We start from the raw sequence: 20,102 nt of genomic DNA, 5'->3' as shown, positions 1-20,102 counted from the left end.
TCCGGCGGACCGCCTACGGTGGCCCCTCAACGCCCTGCGCCCACTCCTCGCCCGCCCCCGCCGGCCACCCCCCGCCAACCGGCCACGACGCCCACGCACCAAGGCTCCCGGCAGTTCTGCACGTCACCCCGGCCACAGCCGCGCCACCCGCCGCCGGCCTCCCCGCTCCCCTTGCTCCACCCTGCGCGCCCCGCGCCGACCCGTCGGCCCGCCGGCCCCGCACCCGGCCACCACCGGAACCGGCCGTGCAATGGCACCTTCTGGGCATTCAATCCGATTGGTCACCCAGCGCACCGAGCGCCTACCGTAGAGTGAGCACAGATGATCGACCGTCAGATTCCCATCTCACTTGCCGAGAAGCCGAGATGACCAATCGTCACGACAGTGGCGCCGAGCCTCCCCCGGGGCTCGGCGAAACGCCGGCCGTACCGCTGGAGTTCGCGGCGTTCTGCGAGCTGCACCGGCCGCGCTACCTCAGCTATGCCCGGGTCTGGCTGCCCGAGCGGGCCGAGGCTGCCGACGCGGTCCAACAGGCCTTCGCCGAAATAGCCGTCCACTGGCGAGAGTTGCTGGGAAGCTCGAATCCTACGGCGCACGCCTGGCAGATCCTGCGCGAAACCGTCGCCGCTCACAGCACCGGCGGGGTAGTGGGTGCCGGCTCCGCCGCCGACGACGACGGCCGGACCGCGGACAGCCTCGCTGCGGACGGGCCGGCCGCGGACGGCGGGAGCACCGGCGGCCGCGCCACGGACGGCGGGACCGGCTCGGGGCGGGGCGCGTACCTGAGCACCGTGGACCGGGCCGACCGCCCGCCCGACGACGACCTCGCCATCCTGCACTACGTGGTCGGCCTCGCCGCCCCGGAGATCGCCGACGTCATCGGCACCGACACCGCCAGCGTGGCCGGCCGGCTCCGCCGGACCATGCTGCGCGAGGCCTCCGGCTGGTGATTGCGGGAAACGAGCGGCGGGCGAGGGGCCGGCGGGTGGAGGAGCGGCGGGCGGGCGCCTGGCGGGCGGGCGCCGTGGTTCAGGCGCGCTCGCCCGTCACGTCGTAGAGGTGGTGGATCGGGTCGTGGACCAGGTAGCGGGCGAACGACTCGACCGTGAACCGCGCGCCGTCGCTGCGGTTGCCGGTGCGCAGCCACTGCCCGCCCCCGACCCGCTCGAACGCGTCCGCGAGGACCCGCGCGGCCTCGGCCAGATCGGCCGCGACCGTCTTCGGCTCCTGCTCCCCGTACCGCTCGGCGACGGCCGTCGCGTCCTGGTCCCAGTTCGGGAAGTCCGGGCCGTCCTGGTCGAGCATGAGGTTCAGCCGGAAGTGGAACAGGCGGAAGACGTCCCGCACGTGGCAGGCGTACTCCAGGTCCGACCAGGTGTCCGGGGCGGGCCGGCGGCGCAGCTCCGCCTCGTCCCCGGCCAGGACGGCCATCCAGGCCTCGGCGTTGGCCCGGATCAGCCCGGGGACGGCCGTGCGCGCCACGGCGCCGGAGTCCAGGCCGCAGTCCGGGCAGGGGCGCTCCAGGACCCAGGTCCAGTCCTTGGTGTCGGGGACGACGCCCTCGGCGGGGGCGGGGGCGGGAGCGGGGGCGTCGACGGCGGAGGGCGAGGCGATGGCGGCGGACGCGACGGTGGGTTGCTGCTCGGGCGTGGTCATGCGTCCAGGATGTCCGGGCCGGTCCCCCTGCCACCAGCGGCGACAGCGCCAGCGGTCGCCGAAATACTGCCAGCCGGCCACTCCGCCCGGGCGCCGCCCCGCTCCTCCCGCTCGTACGCCTCGCGGGCCTCCAACAGCGTGGCCAGGTTGGCCCGGCTCCACTCGCACACCGCGTCCATCGGCCCGAGCAGCGACCGGCCGAGCGGCGTCAGCGCGTACTCAACCCGCGGCGGGTTCTCGTCGTACTCGGTCCGGCTCACCACGCCGTCCTGCTCCATCGCCCGCAGCGACTCGGCGAGCACCTTCGCCGTGATGCCGACCAGCGGCACCCTGAGCTCGGAGAACCGGCGCGGGCCGCCCTCCAGGCAGCGCATCAGCTTCCAGGTCCACTTCTTGCCGCCCAGCACCGGGAGCGTCCCGACCGGACAGGCCGGGTCGAAGAAGTCCGCGGACAGCGGTGCGGCCGCCGTTGCGGGCCGGGTCGTTGCGTGCCGGCTCGTTTCCGGCCCGGCCGTTTCCGGCCCGGTCGTCGTGGCTGCGGGCAGCAGGGAGGTGGGATGCGGGGAGGTGAGCGCGGTCTGCGTCATGACCCCGACGCTAGCCGACACACCGTCCGCCCAGGCCCCCGCCGGTACCGTTGAAGTAACCGGCACCCCCCGGTCTACCGTCACGGCGACGGCGGGCGAAAGCGCCCCCGACGAACGAACGGAGACCCCAATGAGCAGCACCGGCAGCCAGGTTGAGCGGGACGTGGTCGTCTTCGGCGCGGGCGGCCAGGTCGGCCGCGCCGTGGTCGCCGAGGCGCGGCGGCGCGGGCTGGCGGTCACCGCCGCGGTCCGCGACCCCGAGCGCCACCGGGACCTCGGCGGCGAGGGCGTCACCGTCGTCCCCTGCGACGTCACCGACGAAGCCGCCGTCGCCGCCGCCTCCCGCAACCACGCGGCCGCCGTCAGCACCGTCTACACGCCCGACGTCCCGTCCACGCAGTTCTATGCGGCCGCCACCGGCGCCCTGGTGGCCGGCCTCGGCGCGGCCGGGGTCCGCCGACTGGTCCACGTGGGCATCGCCACCACGCTGGAGACCGCGCCCGGTGTCGCCGTCCACGACGACCCCGCGTTCCCCGAGGCGTACCGCGCCTTCTCCCTCGGCCACGCCCACGCCCTCGACCTGCTCCGCGAGTCCGACGCCGCCCTCGACTGGGTGGTGGTCACCCCGCCCCTCGACCTCGACCGCACCGCCCCCGGCACCGGCCGCTACCGGACCGGCGGCCCCCAGGTGCTCGGCGACCGCATCGCCCAGGCCGACCTCGCCGTAGCCGTGGTCGACCAGCTCACTGCGCCGTCCCACCACCGGGAGCAGATCGCCGTCGCCGAGTAGCGGGGCGGATGGGGTGACGGGCGGGCGCGCGGATGGCGGGCGCGCGGACGGGTGGTGGGCGCGCGGACGCCGAAAATCCGTGGTCGGGGGCCGGAGGGGCGGGCCATGCTGACCCCGACGATCATCCGCGGCGGGGCCGCCCGCCGCCCGCCACGACCGGAAAGCCCGAGGCACACCACCGTGATCAACGACGCCGCACTCGTCGAGAAGCCCACCCTGCACAGCCCGTTGGTCACGCTCGTCCCGCTGAGCGCCCGCCACGGCGAGCCCATGTGGCAGGCGGGCCTCGACGAGGAGACCAACCGGCTCACGGGCACCCGCCGGGCCTTCACCCGCGAGGAGATCCAGGACTGGTGCACCACCCGGCCCGATCAGCCGGACCGCCTCGACCTCGCCATCGAGGACCCGGCCACCGGCCGCTTCCTCGGCGAACTCGCCCTGAACTGCCTCGACCGCGACAACGCCTCCGCGAGCTTCCGGATCGCCCTGACCCCCGACAGCACCGGCCGCGGCATCGGCACCGCCGCGACCCGCCTCCTCCTCCGCCACGCCTTCGAGGCGGTCCGCCTCCACCGCGTCTCGCTGGAGGTCTACGACTACAACCCGCGCGCTGCCCGCGTCTACGAGAAGGCCGGCTTCACCCTCGAAGGCCGCGCCCGTCAGGCCCACCACTGGGACGGCCGCTTCCACGACGTCCTCCACATGGCCGCCCTGCGCGACGAATGGCTCGCCGCGCACGACACGCCTCACTGATACGGCGGCGCCTGCTGCGGCGGGGGCTGCGCCCCCGGGTACGGATACGCGGGCGGCGGCGGGTACGCGGCGGCGGCAGCAGCCCGCCGCCGCGACCGCACCACCAGCCCCACGACCACCCCGGCGACCACCAGCACCCCGAGCCCCCCGGCTCCGAGCAGCGTGTACGTGATCCCCGGATTCCCCTCGGCCCCGGCCACCGGCACATCGACCGGCGGCAACGCAGACGCGTCATCGGTGGGATCCCCGACCGGCGGCGCCCCCTGCGACTCCCCCCGCCCGAGCAGCGGATTCTCCTTGGACCCACCATCCACGGCAGGATTGGGCTCCAGCGCCTTGGCGGGATCGACAATTCCATAGCCGTAGTGCGCATTGGGCACCGCCGAGCCATCCGCCGGCGGAGAAGCACTCTTGATCATCCGATTGATGACCTGCCCGGCGGACAGGTCGGGATACTTCGAGCGAATGAGTGCGGCCGTGGCAGAAACGTGGGCGGTGGCATCGGAGGTGCCATCACCGATCCCATAACTGCTGGCCGACTTGGCCGTCGCGCGATAGACCCCAACACCTGGGGCTGCCAATGTGGTTTCAGCTCCGGGTGTGGACTTCTCCCACACCGTTCCCTGTTCATTCACTGCCGCCACCGCGACCACTCCGGGGTAGGCGGCCGGGTACTCGACCCCCGCGCCCTTGTCTCCGCTGTTCCCGGTGGAGGCGACAAGAACAACGTCCTTGGCCACCGCATAGGCGATCGCAGCCCGCGCCTCGGAATCGAGTCGCCCATAGCCCCCGATCGACATATTGATGACCCTGGCCCCGTGATCCACGGCAAATCTCACGGCCAGCGAAACGTCGGACTGCTGCAGCTCGGGAGATTCACCGTTGGCCCTGATCTTGACGGGAAGGATCTTCGCCTTTGGTGCGAGGCCCATGATCCCGGCCCTGGAACCATGTCCAGTGCCGGCGATCAGGCTCGCCATCCCAGTGCCGTGACCATCCCTGTCGACCCGACCGTCCGTTCGACCTCCCGAAAAATCGCCACCGGGCAGCACCTGCCCGACGAGGTCCTGGTGGTCTCCCATGACGCCGCCGTCCACAACTGCGACAACGACGCCATCACCCTGACTGACCGGCCATATCCTCGCCTCGGCCTGGTACTTCTTCAGGGGCCACTGCGAATCTCGAATCTGGTCGGCATCCGCCGGACACGTGGCCGTTCCCCACAACAGGGCTCCAGCAGCAAGCACGGCTGCCCCGCGCCCTACTCGACTGCTCGTCAAGCCCGCTCACCCCACTCAGCGAAGCGTCCCCATGTATGACCTGCGGGACGGCCGTTCATCGGTCTGTCCTGTTCCGGACAGGGTCATTCCACCACGTTCGGGTTCACGGGCTTGTCCGACGCCCAGGTCTCCTCATCCTCGATGAGATAGTCCGGGCGCTTACCGCCCCTCTCCTCGTCCTTCTTACGCCGCTGGCGATCGGTGAGCGGTACCCCCATTCCCATACCGCTCGCGGCATTCGCACTCGACTCCGTCCTCACCCGGTTTCGAGCCCCGAGGCCGGATCCTCCTTCGGTGAAGGCCTGCTTCGCACCGGAGCCGCCGCCAGAACGGCCGGCATCACCGAAAGCAGCTCCGGACCTCCCCGGCAGAGGTACAGCAGAGCGTTCCCCGGCGGCGGCTCGACCGCCCGCGCGATATCCGCCCTCATACACCTCCCCTGCGCCGAACGCCTTGCCGCCTTGAGCAGCAGCCCGACCGGGAGCATTGCTTCGCCCGGCCCCGTCGCCCGGTGCTCCGGCTTTGCCCTGGATTCCGGGCACTCCACCCGGCGAGCCCACAACCGGCCCACCACCTCCGGTGGGTCCGGGGACACCCGGACCACTCCCGCCGGGACCCGCGGGAATTCCAGGGGTGGCAACAGGGTTCCCGGGCGTGGTGGAGAGGACGTTGGTCCCCGACGTCAGGGGAGCCGCGACCCTCGGCCCGTCGGCTCCCGCGCCCGGTCCGTGGTGGGCGACGGACAGCGGCTTGGGAGCGGACTGCGCCGTGCCTCCCTTGATGCCGGAGTCCGTCGGTACTGGCAGCGTTGCCTTCGCAGTCGGCGCCTTCGGCTCCGTCCCGCCAGCCTTCTGCAGCCGGGGCGCAGGGCTGTTGGACGGGGACGGCGCTGATCCCGTACCGGCATAGCCGATTCCAGTCATCACGGCGCCCAGTGCGGGCGCACCATCAGACGAATCGGTCGACGGAACATCACGGACGTCGTCGCGGTACTTCGGCGGTGGCGGTGGGGGTGGTGGGGGCTTGAGGATGGGGGCGGCTACGCGGTAGTGCATGGCGAGGGTCTGCATGACGGCTGCGGCCTCGACCTTCTTCTGCTGCGCGATCGCCGTCTTGGTGTCCTCGTCGTCGCCACCGAAGAGGGAGGAGACGGTGTCGCCGACGCCGTCGGTGAACTGGTCCCAGCCGCTGGGCTCTTCGGGCATGTCGCGCTTGGCCTTGTCGATGGCCTCGGAGAGGGACTTGAGGGTGTTGGCGGCGTCGTTGGCGTAGGAGGCCGCGTTGTTGATGGTGTTGGCGAGGTGGAGCATGCGGCTGTGGAAGGCGTCGCTGGTGGCGCCCTCCCAGGTGAGGGCCGTCTCGGTGCTGGTGCGGGTGAGGGTGGCCCGGATCGCCTTGAGGGTGTCGGAGGCGCGGCGCCAGGGGTCGCTGGCGGCCATCACCTCGCCGGGGTTGAGGGCCTGGGCCATCTTCCGGAGTTCGGCGTGGCTGTAGTTGTTGAATTTGGTGTAGCCCATCGCGTTCATCGGCGACCGCCTCCGCTCTCTCCGGGGTTCGGGCGTTCGGTGCTCACCACTCGGACTTCCCTCCGTCGTGCCTGGCCGGGGCCACGGTCTGGGCGTAGGCGGCGGTGCTGGTCGCCGACGGGGTCGCGACCGACCAGCCGTCGTCGCCGAGCTTGAGCTTGCCCGAGGTGTGGAGCTCCTGCTCCTCGTAGTTGGTGGCGGTGAGTTCGGCCCTCTTCTGGGCGTCGTCGACGGCTTCCTGGAGCTGGTTGAGCACGTCGCGCAGGCCGTCCCGCATGGCCTGGTAGCGGCTGTGCAGCTCGGTGGCCTCGGCGAAGGTGCCGAAGGCGCTCTTGCCGACGGCGCTCTGGCCGTGGGTCGTGGTGCCGTCGGCATGGTGCTGGAACTCGGCCAGCAGCAGCCGCACCTGGGCCGCGAAGGCCCTCAGCTGTTCGACCTCGACGCGGTAGCCGTTGCCGCCCCCGCCGGTCGATCCGGTCCCCGTCGCCATGTCGGCGCCTCCCCCGTGCGTGCGTCCGTCCGTAGCCCACTGTCCCGTACTGGTGCCGGAGAGACATGTCTAACACATGGCCCGCCGCGGCAGAACGGGCTGCGGGCGTTCCGCGAACCGCCTGGCGCACCGTCAGTTCGCGGGCGTCCCCTGCTGCAGTTCGGCGAGGGTCCGGCGGCAGAGCGAGTCGGCGTGGCGGGTGGTTTCGGGCAGCCGGTACCGGCGCGCGAGGGCCAGGGTGGTGTCGACGGCCTCGGTCAGACCGATGCGGTGGCCGACCGAGACGAACACCGGCTTGACGCCGGCCCGGGTGCGGACGGCGCGCCCGACCTCCTCGCCGGTGACCGGGTCGGTGAGCGGGCTCCAGGAGCCGCGGGGCGCGTCCGGCTCGTGGTGGTCGAAGGTGAACGGGGTCTTGGCGACGCCGATGGTCCGCAGGCCGGTGAGTACGCCGAGGTGGCTGGCCAGGCCGAGGCGGCGCGGGTGGGCGAGGCCGTAGCCGTCGCAGACGACCGTGCCGGGGGTGCGGGCGAGCCGGCCGAGGGCGCCGAGCACGGCGGGGAGTTCGCGGAAGGCGAGCAGGCCGGGGACGTAGGGGAAGGAGACCCGGTCGACGGCGGTGGTCTGCTCTACGACGGCCAGGGTGTCGAGGTCGAGCACCACCGCCGCGGCGACCACGAGGTCCCGCTCCTCGTCGTAGGCGACGTCGACACCGGCGATCAGGCGGTCGTCCGGCCCCGCCCCGGCACCGGTCGTCCCCTGGGCGGCAGGGGCCGGGCCGTGGGGCCGGACGAGCGGGCGCAGCCGCTCCTGCTCGGCGATCGCCTCGGCCTCGGTGGTGGGCCAATCTGCGGTGGACCATGCGAAAGCGGGCACGGTGTCTCCCCCTGGGTGCCTGGACGGTGTTGGACGGTACGGACGGCGCGGGACGCGGAACGGCCCGGTCCCGCTTCACCGTACCGACCGGGGCGGACGACCCCGCGGTGAGCCCGTGCGCCCCCCGTGCCCCGGGTTCGGCGGGTTAGGCTGCACTTACCGGGCTTCCCCACCGGGTAGGACATCCAGTACGGCACCAGCTGCCCACGGCACCACCCGCCCGTTCCCCCGACGCGCGAAGGACCGATGCCATGCCGCGCCCGACCACCGCCCAGATCTGCCTCGGCACCTTCACCGTCGTCGCCTCCACCGTGGCGCTGCTGGCCGTCTCGGGCGCCACGGGCGTCCGGGAGGTGGCCGTACTGGTGGGCTTCGCGCTCGCGCTCGGGACGCTGGTGGCGCTGCTGCCGCTGTCCACCGCCACCCGGCGGGGCGCCTCCGGGCCGGCGCCCGTGCCCACGCCCGACTCCGCGCCCGCCGGGCGCGGGTACGCCCGGCAGCGCTGAGGCGCCACCGGGCGCTCGCTCGGGGCGATGAGGCCCACTCAGGCCGTCGAGACCACCACGGTCTTGGCGGCCTTGTCGTGGACGCACTGGCGGTACGGCTTGTCGAAGACGCCGAACAGGCCGTCGATCACCCACCAGAGGGCGGCGCAGCAGAGGACCGCCGGCAGGATGAAGACGGCCGCGCGGGTCCAGGCGGCGGCCGGCGTCGGCACGTTGCCGTCGATCAGCATGGCGACCCGGATCTTCATCGCCTTCATGCCGAAGGTCTGGCCGTCCCGGCTGAACATCACGCCCTGGTAGACCAGATACAGGCCGCAGGCGACCCAGAAGGCGCCGGCCGAGCCGGAGCGGTCGCTGAGACTGGCGAAGGGCAGCACCACGATCAGGCCCACGATCTGCACCAGCAGGTAGTCGATCACCACGGCGAGGATCCGGTTCGGCCAGGTGCCGAGCGGCGGCATCCCGGGAACCGGGCCGGCGCCGGGCGTGCCGTAGCCGGTGGGGCCCTGTCCGGGTGGCGGCTGGTCGTACGGCGACTGCCCGTAGGGGCTCTGGCCGTACGGCGAACCCCCGGGCGCACCGCCGTAGTTGCCGCCGTACGCGCCGGGTCGGTCGTACGGGCTTCCGGACGGCGGCGGGGTCGGGCCGGGTGGCGGGGTGGGGCCGGGCGGCGGAGTTCCGTTCGGCTCGGACGGCGCACCTTCCGGCGTGCCGCCACTCGGCTGCGGGGGCTGCTTGTCGAAGGAGGGCTGGCCGCCCCCCTCCGGCTCGGGGCCTGAGGGATTGTAGGTGCTCATGCCCCGAGTAGAACATCACACATTCACCGAACTTCGGACATTCTGTCCGTTTTGCCGCCAACGTGCCCGAGGGGCGGCAGCCGTCACCGGGCCCCGGGTCAGCCGCGGACGACGCGGGTGCCGGCCGCCCGGTCGTGCCAGCCGCGGCGGGCGGGGCGGTCGAACACCGGCCAGACCAGGCCGAGCAGCAGCACCGCCGAGACGTTCCTGACCAGCCATCGGACGAGCGAGCGGCCGAACGGCAGCCGGCCCCTGGTCGCGGCGGGGCCCGCGGCGACCACCTTGATCCGGGCCAGCCGCTTGCCGAAGGTCTGGCCGGTGCGGGCGGTCGGCAGGACCTCGTAGAGCAGGCCGACGAAGGCGAGGATGCCGAGCAGGACGGCGACCTTGCCCACCACCACGCCGTCCACCAGCCAGACGTCGACCTGGCGGCGGGTGAGCGAGCTGGCCATCCGCGCCTGGTCGAGCTTCTGCCGGACGTGGGTCAGCGCGGAGTTGCCGAGCGGGACGGCGGCGGCGGTGGCGACGACGACGAGCACGACGGTGTCCACCAGCCGGGCGGCCAGTCGGCGCCCCAGCCCCGCCGGAACGGGCGCGGCGGCCCGACGGCGCGCAGCGGCCCGGGGCGCGGCCCCGGAGCGGTCGACGGACCCGGCGGCCGGGCGGCCGGCGGCCCCGGAGCGGTCGACGGACCCGGGGCGGGGGACGACCCCGGAGCGGTCGGCGAGCGTGGCGGTGAGGGCGGTGGGAGCGGGGGCCACCGGCGCGGACGCGGCGGCGGTCGGAACGGAGGCCTCCCGGGACGACGCCGGTACGGTCGCGGCCGCGGGCACAGGCGCGGATTCGGGCGCAGCGCTCCGGACGGGCCCGGCACCGGCGGCGAGCGTCCGGGCAACAGGTGCTGGGGTGGGAACGGCGGCGGCCACGGGGGCGGGAGTGGGAACGGGGGCGGCCGCCGCAGCCGGCTCCGGCTCGCGTGCCGGAGCCGGCGACTGCGCCGGCACCGCTCCGGCGGCCCTCAGTGCCACGACGGGCGGCTCGCCTCCGGCGGCCTCCGCCGGGCCCGCCGCCCCGCGAGCCGCCTCGGCCGGCGCGCCCACGCCCGCACCCCCAACCGCATCCGGCGACGGCTGCGCAGTCGGCAGTACGCCCCAGGAGACCCAGCGCTGCGATCCGCCCGTCTCCACCAACCCCCGCTGCTCCCGCGGGTCCGCCTGCCAACCGGACGGTTCCGCCGCGAGCCCGGCCCCGGCCCCGGCCACAGAACCGGCCCCGCCCGACGCCGAGTCCGAAGCCGAAGCCGCGGATGCCGATGCCGATGCCGGGTCCGACGATCCGCTCCCGGCCGCGCCCGCCCCCTCCGCCGCAGCCCCCCGGAAGACCGGTCCGGCGGCCAGCTGCGACCCGACGGCGAACGAGGCTCCGCCCGCCGTCTGGTCCAGGTAGACCGGCCCGGTGTCGCCGGTGGGCGCCCCGGGCGCACGTTCCGGAACCCGCTCCGGCCCGGAGTCCGCCAAGGCCTCCGCGGCCGGCATCGCCGCCGCCTCCGGCGCCACCGGCGGCGGCACGAACCTCGCGCCGACGCCCACGCCCGGACCGGCCCCTGCGCCGGAGCCCGCCCCGGCGCCCGCGCGTCCGGCCCCTCCCGCCCCTCCGCCGCCTCCGGCCGCTCCGCCGCGGCGGGCCACGAACCGGGGCGGCTCCAGCACCTCCCCCTCCGCCGGGGCGGGGCGGCTGGTGCCGGGCACCCACGCCGAACCGCCCCAGTAGCGGACGAAGCCGGGGATCGAGGGGTCCGGGTAGTAACCCGGCGCAGGGCCGACGGCCGTGTCGGCGCCGCCGGTGAGGGGCCGGTCCGTCATGCGGGCCTTCTTTCCTGGCAGGGGGCCGAGACGGCACGCCCGGCAGGCGGTACGCGCGGCAGTGCCTCGGGCGACACGGGTAGCGGTGGATTCGCCTTCGGTGCGCGCGAAGGCGCCGCCGAACGGGCGGACAGTCGCCGGGCAGTCACAAAGGGTAGTACCTCGGAAGCCCGGAGATTCGAAGTTGGCCATTCACCGGACAGTCCGGGCCTTCCCGGGGTAAAGGAGGGGGCGCGCGGACGGCCGCCCTGCGCCCCCACCCCGGGCTGCACCCCTCCCCCACCCCGGGCCGTGCGTCTCCCCACCCCGGGCCGTGCGTCTCCCCACCCCGGGCCGTGCGTCTCCCCACCCGGCTTCCGCGGAAATTCCCGAAGAAATCTCGGAAACGTGTGTAAGAGCGCTCGCCGACCGGCCTCTTCAAGGTCACAGAGCCCGCAACCGGGCACGAACCGCAGGCAGAGAGGAACCCGATCATGGAGCGCGCGACGAGCGTGGTCGAGCAGGAGCTGGAGCTCAACCTGGTGCTCTCCCCCGAGCACAGCGTCCCCGTCCCTGCGCGGTTGTCCTACGGCAGCCACGACCCGTACGCGGTGCACATCACCTTCCACCTCGACAGCGGCTCGCCGGTGACCTGGGTGTTCGCCCGCGAGCTGCTGGTGGAGGGCACGTTCCGGCCCTGTGGGCAGGGGGACGTGCGGATCTGGCCGACGCGATCGGGTCGGCGCAGCGTGCTCTGCCTGGCGCTGAGCTCGCCCGCCGGGGACGCGCTGCTGGAGGCGCCGCTGCCGGCGGTGGCCGCCTGGCTGGAGCGGGCGCACCGGCTGGTGCCGCCGGGCAGCGAGATGGGCGCCCTGGACATGGACGGCTCGCTCGCCGAACTGCTCGCGTGAGCGTGAGTGCCGACCGGCGGCCCGGCGCCGACCCGCCCGTCCGTACGGGCAGGCCCGCCCGCACCGGCAGGCCCGTCAGGACTCGCAGGCCCGCGCGCACGCCCCCGGCCGTCGCCGGCCCGCCACGACTCAGCGGGCCGCGGGGGCCTGCTGACGGTCGTGTGCGGTGCCCGGACGTCCGCCGTCCCGCTGCCCCGGCACGGGGACCAGCGGAGCGCCGGCCGCCCGGCGGCGCGCCCTCGTCCGCAGCGCGGCCGCCAGCAGGAAGCAGATCCCGACCAGGGGGTAGACCGCGGCAGGGGCCTGGCTGACCGGCGGCAGGTGAAGGTCGAGGTCGCCGTGGTGGGGCACGACCCACATCGCGAACGAGAAGAAGGCGACCAGCGTGGCCCCGAAGGCGGCCCGCCAGCGCACCTTGCGCACGGCGGCCGGGCGGGCCTGCTCGATCGCGGCCTCGCAGGCGAGCAGGGCGAGCACCGGCACGCACCAGACCCAGTGGTGGGTCCAGCTGATCGGCGAGATCAGCACCGCGGTGACCGCTGCGCAGCAGACACCCCACGCCTCCGCGCGCGGCAGCCAGCGCGAGCTGGCGGACACCCAGGCGGCGACGGCGAGGCCGGCCAGCGCGACCAGGCCCGAGCCCACGGTGGCCAGGGTGCCGGGGTCGGCGGTGTGCAGCAGGCGGGCGAAGGCGCCGCGCACCGACTGGTTGTCGACGATCTCGGTCTTGCCGACCCGGGACGAGTCGTAGAGGTACTTGGTCCAGAAGCCCCAGGTGGCGTCGGGCAGGACGAGCGCGCCGAGCAGGAAGGTGCCGAGGAAGGTGAAGCCGGCGACGAAGGCGGCCCGGATCCGGCCGGTGAGCAGCAGGTAGACGGCGAAGAGCCCGGGGGTCAGCTTGATCCCGGCGGCGATGCCGATCGCGACGCCCTTGCTGCGGCGGGAGTCCGGGCGGGTGAGGTCCCAGAGGATCAGGCAGGCGAGGGCGAGGTTGATCTGGCCGTAGCGCAGCGTGGTGAAGACGGGTTCGAGCCAGACGCCGCCGCCGGTCACCAGGATCACGCCCAGCGGGCGCAGCTCGCGGCGCGGCCAGCCGACCAGCTTGAACGACAGGTGGGTCAGCAGCGCGAGCAGTCCGAGGTTGCCGAGCGTGATCGCGACCCGGAGGAACGGGATCGGGAACCAGGTCGTCGGCACGAACAGCATCGCGGCGAACGGGGGGTAGGTGGCGGGCAGGTTCCACTCGGTGACCCGGAGCCCGTAGAGGTCGCCGCCGTCGGCGACCGCGGCGCCCTCGGCCCGGTAGACGACCATGTCCACCATCGAGGTGTGGACGAAGTGCCGGACCACCGCATAGACCACGAGGGACAGCAGCGCCACGGCCGAGACGGCCAGCAGCGGTCGGCGCGGGGCCTCCCGCAGGGCCCGGACGGGTGCGCCGAGGGCGTCCTTGACGCGGTCCGGCAGAGGGGCGGGCACCGGATCTGGTGCGGTCCGCACCGGGCTGCGCTCGTCTTGCACCGCTGTCACTGTTCGCTCCGTCCACCGTTCGGCCAACCAGCGACGATACCGGATGCCCGGCGGCCCGACCCGGCCGAGAAGGTGACGGAGAGCGACCGAGTGGGCGTCAGGCTCGACGGGAAGCGCCCCGGCCGGCCGTGCTCCGTTGCGGGCGGAGCACGGACGGCCGGGGCCGCGGGGAGGGCTCGGTGGCAGGCCGCCGATGCGGCCTCAGCCGGTGTAGGCGCCGAGCGCCCGGGTGAAGTCCAGCGGCTGCTGGACGATGCTGCTGCAGGTGGCGTCGGCGTAGGCCTTGGCGCCGCCCTCGCAGGCCTTGTCCCGGGTGCCGGACCACATCGCCAGCCAGGCCAGGTGCTTGGTCTTGGCGAACTCGGCGAGTTGCTTGGCGTCGGCGACCGTGAAGATCTCGCTGGCCACGTCGTTGACGCCGATCATCGGGGTGACCGCGACCTTGCGCCAGGCGGCGGCGTCGTCGACCCCGAGCACGCTCTTCACCTGGGCCTGGGTGGCGGTGGCCGCGGCGATGGCGTACTTGCCCATCTGGCCCTGCGGGTTCGGGGCGACGCCGTCGCCGAAGTCCATCGCCATGATGTTGACCGCACCGATCGCGACACCGTTCTGCTTGGCGTCGGCGACCAGGTTCACGCCCTCCTGGGTCAGGCCGGAGGGCAGCGCGGGCAGGGTGAAGGAGACGTCCAGGGCCTTGCCCTTGGCGGCCGCGTTCTTCTGCAGGTTGGCGACGGCCTGGGCGCGGCGGGTGTTGGCCGCGGTGTTGGCGATCGCACCGCCCTCGACGTCGAAGTCGACCTTGGTGAGGCCGAAGGTGTCGACGGTCTTCTGGTAGACGGCGGTGAGCTCGGCCGCCGAGGAGCAGGCGAGGGCCAGCTCGCTGCCGTTGGCGCCGCCGAAGGAGACCCGGACGTCGCCGCCGATCGCCCGCAGGGCGCCGATCTGCGCGGCCACCGCGTCGGCCGAGAGGTCGCTGACCCCGCCCCACTTGGGGGTGCAGCCGCCGCCGGAGACCACGAAGGCGAGGTTGAACTGCTTCACGCCGGTGGCCTTGGCGGTGGCGACCAGGTCGAACGGCGGGTAGAGCGAGGTGTCCACGTAGGGGGCGAAGCCGGCGCCGGCCACCGGGGCGGGGGTGCCGGTCGCGGTGGCGGTGGGCGTCGGGGTGGCGGTGGGCGTCGGCGCCGGGGTGGTGGGCCGGACGGTCGCGGTGGGGCTCGGCAACGCGGTGGTGGGCTTCGCCGTGGCGGTGGCCGTGGGCGTCGCGGTCGGCTTGGTGGTGGGGGTGGCGGTGCCGGTCGCGGTCGGTGAGGCGGTGGGGGTGCCGGTCGGCCGCCCGGAGGGGGTGGGCGGGGTGCCGTCGCCGGCCTTGCAGGAGACGTTGTTGATCAGGCAGTTGCCCGGCTCGGCCTGGGCGCCGCCGGAGCCCTGGGCGACGAAGCCGACCACGACGCTCTTGCCGGGCTCCAGGCGCTTGCTCCAGGACTCCGGCTTGACGGTGATGTGCCGGCCCTCGGCCGTGAAGGTGGCGTTCCAGAGCGAGTCGATCTTCGCCCCGGCCGGCAGGTCGAAGGAGAGCGTCCAGTCCTCGATCGCCCGGCTGTCCGGGTTGGTGACCAGGTACTGGCCGGTGTAGCCGGCGTCCCAGGAGCTGGTGCGGCTGTAGACGGCGCCGAGCGAGGCGGCGCTGGCCGAGGAGGCGAGGACGACGACACCGCCGGCGACCAGCGCGGCGGCGACGGCAGAGGCGCCGAGGACGACGCCCTTGCGGCTGCGCCGGCGACGGGAACGGCGGTGGGGCTGAGTCGTCATGGGACGTACCTCCGTTGGGGGCTCCCCCGCCCGACGGGTGGCGGGAGGCGGCTGGCCGGACGGGGTCGCGGCCGCCGGGCTCGGGTCCGTGGACCCGTCGCGGGCGGCGTGACCCGGCTCGGTCGGGTGACCGGCGCGGACGACGCTAGCGCCGCCGAACAGCCCGAACGGGGCTGCTGAGCGAGGGGTGAAGGTCTCTTAGGGCCCGCTTAAGGAAGAAGGGGACGCCGGCCCGCGAGGAACCGCCGCACCGCGGCGCCGCGCACCACACCGCCAGCCCCGCAACGCACCGCACCGCACCGCACCGCACCGCACCGCCGTGATCGTCCCGCCCGCAGCGCCGACCCTGCCTCGGGCCCGGCCGCCCCGCGCCTCAGCGCTGGAACAGCGCGTTGCGGGTACGCCGCCGGCTGCCCCGGGCGGGTGCGCCGTCGGGCCGGGTCTGCAACCGCAGCCGCAGCTCGGCGCCGCCGAGCACCGCCGAGCGGCCGAGCGCGAGGTCGCCCCCGGTGGACTCGGCGAGCTTGCGGACGATGTCCAGGCCGAGCCCGGTCGAGCCGTCGCCGCCGTGACCCTGGCCGCGCTGCAGGGCGGACTCGGGATCGGTGAAGCCGGGGCCGGCGTCGCCGACCAGGACGATGACCGAGCTCTCGGTGGCCAGCACGTCCACCGAGAAGGCGGTGCCGATGGCGGTGTGCCGGAAGACGTTGCCGAGCACGGCGTCGACGGCGGCGGCCAGGTCGCCGCGCTGTACCGGCACCTGGGCGGGCCGGTCGGCGCCGGCCAGCTGCCAGCGGCGGCCCTCGTCCTCGGCGAGCGCGGACCAGAAGCCGGCCCGCTCCCGGATCACCTCGGCGGCGTCGCAGCCGACGGTGACCGCGGGCGCGTCCTCGGGTGCCCGGCGGGCCGAGCGGATGATCTGGTCGACCTCGCGCTCCAGTTGGGAGACGGCGTGCCGGGTGGCGTCGGCGGCGTCGCCCTCGCCGAGCGAGGCCGCGTTGAGCCTCAGCACGGTGAGCGGGGTGCGCAGCCGGTGCGACAGGTCGGCGGCCAACTCCCGCTCCGCGGCCAGTAGTTGGACGACGCGGTCGGCCATGGTGTTGAACGCGTGGCCGGCCTCGCGCAGTTCCTCGGGGCTGCCCGCACCCGCCCGGCCGTCCACCGGCACCCGGACGGCGAGGTTGCCGGCGCCCAGCGAGCGGGCGGCGGCGGCCAGTCGACGGGCGGAGGCGACGATCCGGGTGCCCATCCGGTCGGCGACCAGCACCGAGATGGCGACCAGGGCGAGCGCGACGGCCGAGAGCACCAGCCAGGCGGTGGCGACCCCCCGGGTGAGGTCGTCGTCGGCCACGTACACCTCGACCACGGCGGTCCGGCCGGTGTCGACGGCGACCGGCTGGAGCAGCGCGAAGCCGCCGGGGACCTCGACGGTGAACGAGCGGCCCTGACCGCCGGCGGTGGAGACGTCGGCGGACGCCGCGCGGGCCTCGCCGATGGTCGCGCCGCCGTCCGGCCCGACCATGGTCGCCCCCGGGACGGCCACCGCGGGGGCCGGTCCGGGCAGGTGGACGGCCATCCGCCGCTGCGCACCGGCGTCGGTGCTGGCCACCGCGCGGGCGATGGCGTCCTGGTCGGTGGTGATGGCGAGGGCCGGGCCGAGCGCCGCCGCCTGCCGTTCGGCCGCCGTGAAGGACCGGTCCCGGGCGGTCTGCTGGACCATCAGCCCGAGCGGGATCAGGAAGGCCAGCGCGACCATGGTGGTCCCGGCCACGGCCGCCTTGATCAGGGCCCAGCGCAGCGAGTGCCCGAACCGCCTCATGTCCGGCGCCCCACGGGGTCCGGCCCCGGTCCGCCCGGCCCCGACCCCCCGGGCCCGGGCCCGCCCGCCCCGGGCCCGGCCGGGTGGCCGGCCGCCTCCAGCCGGACCCCGACGCCGCGCACGGTGTGCAGGTAGCGGGGGTTGGAGGCGGTCTCGCCGAGCTTGCGGCGCAGCCAGGAGAGGTGGACGTCGATGGTCTGGTCGCCGCCGTAGGTCTGGCGCCACACCTCGGCCAGGATCTCCTTGCGCGGCACCACCACGCCCGGCCGGGCGGCGAGGAAGGCCAGCAGGTCGAACTCACGCCGGGTCAGGTCGAGCAGCCGGCCATCCAGGACGGCCTCGCGGCGCTGGAGGTCGATGGCGAGCCCGCCGACCCGGAGCACCTGGGCCACCGGGGCGGCGCCGCCGCCGAGTCGGCGCAGCACGGCGGCCATCCGGGCACTGAGGTGCTCCCCGGAGAAAGGTTTCACCAGGTAGTCGTCGGCGCCGTCGTTGAGCAGCCGGACGATCTCGGCCTCGTCGTCGCGGGCGGTGGAGATGATCACCGGCACGTTGGTGAGGCCGCGGATCATCTTCAGCGCCTCGCTGCCGTCCAGGTCGGGCAGCCCGAGGTCGAGGATCACCAGGTCGCAGCCGACCTGGGCGACCTCGCGCAGCGCCTCAAGTGCCGTGCCCACACTGCGGACCGCGTGACCGGTGTCGGCCAGGTGCCGGATGAGGGCGGATCGTACGAAGGGGTCGTCCTCGACCACGAGCACTGTTGCCATGGCCCTGCACGGTACGCCATCGGCGCGCGGTGGTCTGTACCTCGGGGGTCGGTCCGGGACGGCGGCCCGGCCGGCCCCGTCCGGTTCGCTCCGGCCGCGGCCGGTTTGTGCAAGTTCCCTGCAGAACAGCAGGGGTACCCACCTGCGACGGCCCGGAGTACGGCAGGATGTGCGCACGATGCGGAACGGACTGGTACAGCTCGGCGCCTGGGCGGCGGCCACCGGGGCGGCGGTGGCGCTGTCCTGGTTCGGCGTGCACACGGTGCTGACCGGCGCGGCCTTCGAGCGGCCGAGCGCGCTGCCGCTGCCCTCCGCGTCCGGCGGCGCGCGGACCGCGCCGGACCAGGACGGCGCCACCGCGCCGGCCCCGACGCCGTCCCAGCCCCGGACGCAGACCCAGGCCGGGCCGCCGTCGGAGTCGCCCGCCCCGCCGTCCGCCACCGCCTCGGCCACGTCCCCGCGCGCCGCGGCGCCGTCGAGCGCGCAGCCGTCCTCGCACCGTCCGGCCCCGGCCGCCACCACGACCTCCTCGGTCCACAGCTACCCCGTGCCGGGCGGCCGGGTCGCGCTGGACCTCCGGCCGGACGGTGCCTCGTTGGTCTCCGCGGTGCCGGATCCGGGCTGGCAGATGCAGATCTGGACCCAGCCGCAATGGCTCCGGGTGGACTTCACCAAGGACGGCCAGGCCAACTCGGTGTTCGCCGCCTGGAACGGCCACCCGCCCACGGTGGAGACGGTGGTCCGCTGACCCGCCGCCGGCGTTCCGCGGTGCCGGCCGCCGGCACCGCTCGCGACCCGCACTCACCGCCGCTCGCGACCCGCACTCACCGCCGCTCCCGGCCCGTTGTCACCACCGCTCGAAGGGCACGAACCCGGGGAGGTAGGGCCCGCGGTAGCGGGACCGGTCGACCAGGGTGTGCCGGGTGCCTCCGGGCACCCCGATCGCGGCGAGCACGACCGTCCCGTACCGGTCCTCGATCTCGTACGGCTCGGCGAGCGCGCGGACGCCCCGGTCCACGGCGTAGTCGAAGGCGTAGTAGACGTCCGGCACCGTGACCGCGAGGTCCAGCACGCCGTCGCCGTGCCGGGCGAGGTGCCGGGCGAGCTCCCGGCCGCGCGGCCCGATCACCTGGACCAGCGAGGTGATGACGAACCGGGTGCCCGGCGCGTTCAGCACGTACGAGACGGTCTCCGGCTCGCCGGTCTCGGGCCCGGCGTAGGCGGTGCAGCGCAGGCCGAGCGCCCCGGCGTAGCGGCGCGCCGCCCGCTCGGCGTCGCCGACCGCGAAGACCACCGCGTCGGCGCGCCCCATCGGGAGGAGGTCGGGCTCCCGGCCCGCGGTGCTCAGCACGGGTTCGGCGGCGGTGTCGGTCATGACGGCCTCCCGGTAGGCGTACGGGACCACGTGTGCCCCGGGAGCCGGCGCGGGGCCCGGCGCACAGGGGTGTGGCTGGAGGGTGGCGCCGAGCCGACCGCCGCGCAACTGTTCCGTTTCCTCCTGGTCAAGGTGTGCGCCGGGGCGGGAGAATCGGACCCACCGCTGTACAGAATGCCCACCGGAGGACGGAGTCCGCGATGCCCCCCGCCCACTCCCCGAGCAGCCCCGACTCCCTTGAGGGGCAAGGGTCTTCCGCACCCGCGGGCGGCACCAACGACGCGATCGACGCACTGGACGGCCGGCTGATCCGGCTGCTCGCCGAGGAGCCGCGGATCGGGGTGCTGGAGTGCTCGCGCCGGCTCCAGGTGGCCCGGGGCACGGTGCAGGCGCGGCTGGACCGGCTCCAGGCCAAGGGCGTGATCGGCGGCTTCGGGCCGGAGGTGGACCCGGCCGCGCTGGGCTACCCGGTGACGGCCTTCGCCACCCTGGAGATCTCCCAGGGCCAGGGGGCGGACGTGCGAGCGCACCTGGCGGCGGTACCGGAGGTGCTGGAGCTGCACACGATCACCGGGCGCGGGGACATGATGGTGCGGATCGTGGCCCGGTCCAACGCCGATCTGCAGCGGGTGATCGACCGGGTGGTGGGCTTCGACGGGATCGTCCGGTCCTCGACCGCGATCGCACTGGAGAACCCGGTGCCCTACCGGATCCTGCCGCTGGTGGACCAGGCCGCCGCGGAGTAGCCGCACCGGCTGTACGGGCCCGCCCCGTCACGGCCTCGGC

The 20,102-nt window shown here is 74.6% G+C and carries 20 protein-coding genes and 1 pseudogene; 7 read left to right on the top strand and 14 right to left on the bottom strand.

Going from position 1 to position 20,102, the window contains the following annotated elements:
- The first annotated feature begins 365 nt into the window (after positions 1-365).
- Positions 366-950, top strand: coding sequence for a hypothetical protein (locus ACIPSC_RS25465; protein WP_400828370.1), 585 nt, complete (start codon positions 366-368; stop codon positions 948-950).
- Between the two features lie 79 nt (positions 951-1,029).
- Here ACIPSC_RS25465 and ACIPSC_RS25460 read toward each other — a convergent pair whose 3' ends face one another.
- Both ACIPSC_RS25460 and ACIPSC_RS25455 read right to left on the bottom strand, forming a co-directional pair.
- A complete protein-coding gene (locus tag ACIPSC_RS25460; RefSeq protein WP_400828369.1) occupies positions 1,030-1,656 on the bottom strand; it encodes a DinB family protein in 627 nt (208 codons plus the stop codon).
- On the bottom strand, positions 1,653-2,243 hold the full coding sequence (locus tag ACIPSC_RS25455; protein WP_400828368.1) for a winged helix-turn-helix transcriptional regulator: 591 nt from the start codon (positions 2,241-2,243) through the stop codon (positions 1,653-1,655). The genes ACIPSC_RS25460 and ACIPSC_RS25455 overlap by 4 nt, the downstream gene beginning before the upstream one ends.
- A 130-nt stretch (positions 2,244-2,373) precedes the next feature.
- Here ACIPSC_RS25455 and ACIPSC_RS25450 point away from each other — a divergent pair, with 130 nt between their 5' ends.
- Both ACIPSC_RS25450 and ACIPSC_RS25445 read left to right on the top strand, forming a co-directional pair.
- Positions 2,374-3,033: an NAD(P)-dependent oxidoreductase gene (locus ACIPSC_RS25450; protein ID WP_400828367.1), complete on the top strand. Its 660-nt coding sequence runs from the start codon at positions 2,374-2,376 to the stop codon at positions 3,031-3,033.
- Positions 3,034-3,138: 105 nt separating this feature from the next.
- On the top strand, positions 3,139-3,786 hold the full coding sequence (locus ACIPSC_RS25445) for a GNAT family N-acetyltransferase (RefSeq protein WP_400828366.1): 648 nt from the start codon (positions 3,139-3,141) through the stop codon (positions 3,784-3,786).
- Here the strand turns inward: ACIPSC_RS25445 and ACIPSC_RS25440 are convergent.
- The 4 genes from ACIPSC_RS25440 to ACIPSC_RS25425 form a co-directional block, all read right to left on the bottom strand.
- Positions 3,780-5,033, bottom strand: a complete 1,254-nt coding sequence (locus ACIPSC_RS25440; protein ID WP_400828365.1) for a S8 family serine peptidase — start codon at positions 5,031-5,033, stop codon at positions 3,780-3,782. The two genes, ACIPSC_RS25445 and ACIPSC_RS25440, sit on opposite strands and share 7 nt — an antisense overlap.
- Positions 5,034-5,149: 116 nt before the next feature.
- Positions 5,150-6,592: a hypothetical protein gene (locus ACIPSC_RS25435; RefSeq protein ID WP_400828364.1), complete on the bottom strand. Its 1,443-nt coding sequence runs from the start codon at positions 6,590-6,592 to the stop codon at positions 5,150-5,152.
- A gap of 43 nt (positions 6,593-6,635) precedes the next feature.
- Entirely contained in the window at positions 6,636-7,082 is a 447-nt protein-coding gene (locus ACIPSC_RS25430) for a hypothetical protein (protein WP_400828363.1), read from the bottom strand.
- Between the two features lie 132 nt (positions 7,083-7,214).
- A complete protein-coding gene (locus tag ACIPSC_RS25425; RefSeq protein WP_400828362.1) occupies positions 7,215-7,958 on the bottom strand; it encodes an endonuclease V in 744 nt (247 codons plus the stop codon).
- A gap of 251 nt (positions 7,959-8,209) precedes the next feature.
- Between ACIPSC_RS25425 and ACIPSC_RS25420 the strand changes: the two genes are divergently transcribed.
- Entirely contained in the window at positions 8,210-8,464 is a 255-nt protein-coding gene (locus ACIPSC_RS25420; RefSeq protein WP_400828361.1) for a hypothetical protein, read from the top strand.
- Between the two features lie 38 nt (positions 8,465-8,502).
- Here ACIPSC_RS25420 and ACIPSC_RS25415 read toward each other — a convergent pair whose 3' ends face one another.
- The 3 genes and pseudogenes from ACIPSC_RS25415 to ACIPSC_RS25405 form a co-directional block, all read right to left on the bottom strand.
- Positions 8,503-9,261: an RDD family protein gene (locus ACIPSC_RS25415; RefSeq protein WP_400828360.1), complete on the bottom strand. Its 759-nt coding sequence runs from the start codon at positions 9,259-9,261 to the stop codon at positions 8,503-8,505.
- Between the two features lie 98 nt (positions 9,262-9,359).
- Positions 9,360-10,094 (bottom strand): RDD family protein, encoded by a 735-nt coding sequence (locus ACIPSC_RS25410; protein ID WP_400828484.1) that lies wholly within the window; start codon positions 10,092-10,094, stop codon positions 9,360-9,362.
- Between the two features lie 894 nt (positions 10,095-10,988).
- Positions 10,989-11,123 (bottom strand): annotated as a pseudogene (locus ACIPSC_RS25405) (DUF2510 domain-containing protein); the annotation flags it as partial.
- Between the two features lie 473 nt (positions 11,124-11,596).
- Between ACIPSC_RS25405 and ACIPSC_RS25400 the strand changes: the two are divergent.
- Positions 11,597-12,013 carry an SsgA family sporulation/cell division regulator gene (locus tag ACIPSC_RS25400; protein WP_400828359.1) on the top strand — a complete coding sequence of 139 codons (417 nt, stop codon included), beginning with the start codon at positions 11,597-11,599 and terminating at the stop codon, positions 12,011-12,013.
- Between the two features lie 129 nt (positions 12,014-12,142).
- Here the strand turns inward: ACIPSC_RS25400 and ACIPSC_RS25395 are convergent, their stop codons facing one another.
- The 4 genes from ACIPSC_RS25395 to ACIPSC_RS25380 all read right to left on the bottom strand — a co-directional run bounded on the left by ACIPSC_RS25395 (position 12,143) and on the right by ACIPSC_RS25380 (position 17,941).
- On the bottom strand, positions 12,143-13,543 hold the full coding sequence (locus tag ACIPSC_RS25395; protein ID WP_400828358.1) for a glycosyltransferase 87 family protein: 1,401 nt from the start codon (positions 13,541-13,543) through the stop codon (positions 12,143-12,145).
- 201 nt (positions 13,544-13,744) lie between these two features.
- Entirely contained in the window at positions 13,745-15,355 is a 1,611-nt protein-coding gene (locus tag ACIPSC_RS25390; protein ID WP_400828357.1) for a cellulose binding domain-containing protein, read from the bottom strand.
- A 373-nt stretch (positions 15,356-15,728) separates the two neighbouring features.
- Positions 15,729-17,153, bottom strand: coding sequence for a sensor histidine kinase (locus tag ACIPSC_RS25385; protein WP_400828483.1), 1,425 nt, complete (start codon positions 17,151-17,153; stop codon positions 15,729-15,731).
- 17 nt (positions 17,154-17,170) lie between these two features.
- Positions 17,171-17,941, bottom strand: a complete 771-nt coding sequence (locus tag ACIPSC_RS25380) for a response regulator transcription factor (RefSeq protein ID WP_400828356.1) — start codon at positions 17,939-17,941, stop codon at positions 17,171-17,173.
- A 178-nt stretch (positions 17,942-18,119) separates the two neighbouring features.
- On the opposite strand from ACIPSC_RS25380, the gene ACIPSC_RS25375 reads away from it, so the two are divergent.
- Positions 18,120-18,689, top strand: coding sequence for a hypothetical protein (locus ACIPSC_RS25375; protein WP_400828355.1), 570 nt, complete (start codon positions 18,120-18,122; stop codon positions 18,687-18,689).
- Positions 18,690-18,788: 99 nt separating this feature from the next.
- Here ACIPSC_RS25375 and ACIPSC_RS25370 read toward each other — a convergent pair whose 3' ends face one another.
- Positions 18,789-19,316 (bottom strand): VOC family protein, encoded by a 528-nt coding sequence (locus ACIPSC_RS25370; RefSeq protein ID WP_400828354.1) that lies wholly within the window; start codon positions 19,314-19,316, stop codon positions 18,789-18,791.
- A gap of 200 nt (positions 19,317-19,516) precedes the next feature.
- On the opposite strand from ACIPSC_RS25370, the gene ACIPSC_RS25365 reads away from it, so the two are divergent.
- Positions 19,517-20,062, top strand: a complete 546-nt coding sequence (locus ACIPSC_RS25365) for an Lrp/AsnC family transcriptional regulator (protein WP_400828353.1) — start codon at positions 19,517-19,519, stop codon at positions 20,060-20,062.
- Positions 20,063-20,102: the final 40 nt, after the last annotated feature.

The sequence above is a fragment of the Kitasatospora sp. NPDC090091 genome, assembly GCF_044747365.1.
GTDB lineage: Bacteria > Actinomycetota > Actinomycetes > Streptomycetales > Streptomycetaceae > Kitasatospora.
The sequence above is the reverse complement of the archived record's forward strand: the minus strand, read 5'-3'. Positions and strand labels throughout refer to the sequence as shown.

Bases quoted from the DNA above. Each gene is read 5' to 3' on its own strand.
- ACIPSC_RS25465 (WP_400828370.1), top strand. From the start codon at position 366: ATGACCAATCGTCACGACAGTGGCGCCGAGCCTCCCCCGGGGCTCGGC.
- ACIPSC_RS25460 (WP_400828369.1), bottom strand. From the start codon at position 1,656: ATGACCACGCCCGAGCAGCAACCCACCGTCGCGTCCGCCGCCATCGCC.
- ACIPSC_RS25455 (WP_400828368.1), bottom strand. From the start codon at position 2,243: ATGACGCAGACCGCGCTCACCTCCCCGCATCCCACCTCCCTGCTGCCC.
- ACIPSC_RS25450 (WP_400828367.1), top strand. From the start codon at position 2,374: ATGAGCAGCACCGGCAGCCAGGTTGAGCGGGACGTGGTCGTCTTCGGC.
- ACIPSC_RS25445 (WP_400828366.1), top strand. From the start codon at position 3,139: ATGCTGACCCCGACGATCATCCGCGGCGGGGCCGCCCGCCGCCCGCCA.
- ACIPSC_RS25435 (WP_400828364.1), bottom strand. From the start codon at position 6,592: ATGAACGCGATGGGCTACACCAAATTCAACAACTACAGCCACGCCGAA.
- ACIPSC_RS25430 (WP_400828363.1), bottom strand. From the start codon at position 7,082: ATGGCGACGGGGACCGGATCGACCGGCGGGGGCGGCAACGGCTACCGC.
- ACIPSC_RS25420 (WP_400828361.1), top strand. From the start codon at position 8,210: ATGCCGCGCCCGACCACCGCCCAGATCTGCCTCGGCACCTTCACCGTC.
- ACIPSC_RS25415 (WP_400828360.1), bottom strand. From the start codon at position 9,261: ATGAGCACCTACAATCCCTCAGGCCCCGAGCCGGAGGGGGGCGGCCAG.
- ACIPSC_RS25400 (WP_400828359.1), top strand. From the start codon at position 11,597: ATGGAGCGCGCGACGAGCGTGGTCGAGCAGGAGCTGGAGCTCAACCTG.
- ACIPSC_RS25390 (WP_400828357.1), bottom strand. From the start codon at position 15,355: ATGACGACTCAGCCCCACCGCCGTTCCCGTCGCCGGCGCAGCCGCAAG.
- ACIPSC_RS25380 (WP_400828356.1), bottom strand. From the start codon at position 17,941: ATGGCAACAGTGCTCGTGGTCGAGGACGACCCCTTCGTACGATCCGCC.
- ACIPSC_RS25375 (WP_400828355.1), top strand. From the start codon at position 18,120: ATGCGGAACGGACTGGTACAGCTCGGCGCCTGGGCGGCGGCCACCGGG.
- ACIPSC_RS25370 (WP_400828354.1), bottom strand. From the start codon at position 19,316: ATGACCGACACCGCCGCCGAACCCGTGCTGAGCACCGCGGGCCGGGAG.
- ACIPSC_RS25365 (WP_400828353.1), top strand. From the start codon at position 19,517: ATGCCCCCCGCCCACTCCCCGAGCAGCCCCGACTCCCTTGAGGGGCAA.